Here is a 1,181-nt window from a genome sequence, read left to right as displayed (position 1 = left end):
ACTACAGATCTTGAATGGTCAGGTTGTGTCGGGTTCGAGGGTCAGTCCGGTGTGAGCGAGGAACCCGTCGAGTAGGTCGGTGCGGTACTGGATGCTCTTGAGCCGGTTCTTGATGATCGCGAGGAGGTGGTCGACGCCGGTGACGGTGAGGTTGCCGATGCTGCGTTTGAGGTGGGACCACACTGCCTCGGTCGGGTTCAGATCCGGGGCGTAGGCCGGTAGTCGGATCACGGTCAGCCAGTCCCGGGCGTCGATCATCTGCCGCATGGCGGCGGAGACGTGGGTGTTCAGGTTGTCCCAGACGCACACGATCGGGCCGTCGAGCTGTTGGTGGGCGGCATCGAGCAGGGCGATGTAGTCGCGTTCGCTGAAGCTGCGGCGCTCGTTCTTGCGGCCGCGATGGGTGATCGTGCGGTAGATCAGTCGGGACCGCTGGCCGGGCCGGTAACAGGTCAGCCCGGCGATCGAGACGCGGCCGGAGCCCTTGCCCGACACCGGGACCACGGGGGTGCGCCCGCGTCGTCCCCAGGTGCGTGCCTTCGGTGGGCGCAGCGTCTGACCGGCCTCGTCTTCGAAGACCAGCCACGCCTGCCGCTGTGCCGCTACCGTTTTCCCGCCGGCCACGTCTCCCGCCGCCACGTGGTGATCGCGGCTTCGTCCCGCTCGACCGCGCGGTGCTTGGGCACCTGCACCGACCAGCCGAGCCGGTACATGATGTTCGCCGTGCCGCGCAGCGTGTACCGGGTGCAAAACATCCGGGCGATCAGGTCTGACACCCGGGCCAGGGTCCACCGCTGATCACTACCGAAGCCGTGCGCCGCCGGCCCCTGCTCCAGGGCATCGGCCAGGCGCCGCAGCCGGCCCTCATCCAGGCGACACCGAGACCCACCAGGCCCCTTCGACGCCAGGGCCTGTTCACCGCCGGCCTGCCACCGCTTGCGCCAGCCGTACACCGCGGTCTGCGACACCCGCAGCCTGCGCGCGATCTCCGGCACCGACACATCCTGGGCGAACCACCCGGCAGCCTGCCGCCGTACCGCCTCACGCTTCGCCCGCCCCCGCGCGGACAACCCACCTCCATCGGGATACCTCATCACCCCGGCCTACAACGATCACCAACGAAGATCACGCCGACACGCCGACCCACAGTGGACGAACCTGGCCATTCAAGATCTGTAGCG

At 68.3% G+C, this 1,181-nt stretch carries 2 protein-coding genes; both read right to left on the bottom strand.

Annotated elements, in window-relative coordinates:
• Positions 1 to 18 precede the first annotated feature (18 nt).
• Positions 19 to 639, bottom strand: a complete 621-nt coding sequence (locus ACL02O_RS34240; protein ID WP_412822327.1) for a transposase — start codon at positions 637 to 639, stop codon at positions 19 to 21.
• Positions 603 to 1,094 (bottom strand): helix-turn-helix domain-containing protein, encoded by a 492-nt coding sequence (locus ACL02O_RS34235; RefSeq protein WP_412822326.1) that lies wholly within the window; start codon positions 1,092 to 1,094, stop codon positions 603 to 605. Before ACL02O_RS34235 ends, ACL02O_RS34240 begins: the two co-directional genes overlap by 37 nt.
• Positions 1,095 to 1,181: the final 87 nt, after the last annotated feature.

Origin of the sequence: Micromonospora mangrovicola, assembly GCF_047200535.1 — a bacterium.
GTDB lineage: Bacteria > Actinomycetota > Actinomycetes > Mycobacteriales > Micromonosporaceae > Micromonospora.
This window is presented reverse-complemented; position numbering and strand designations above follow the sequence as displayed.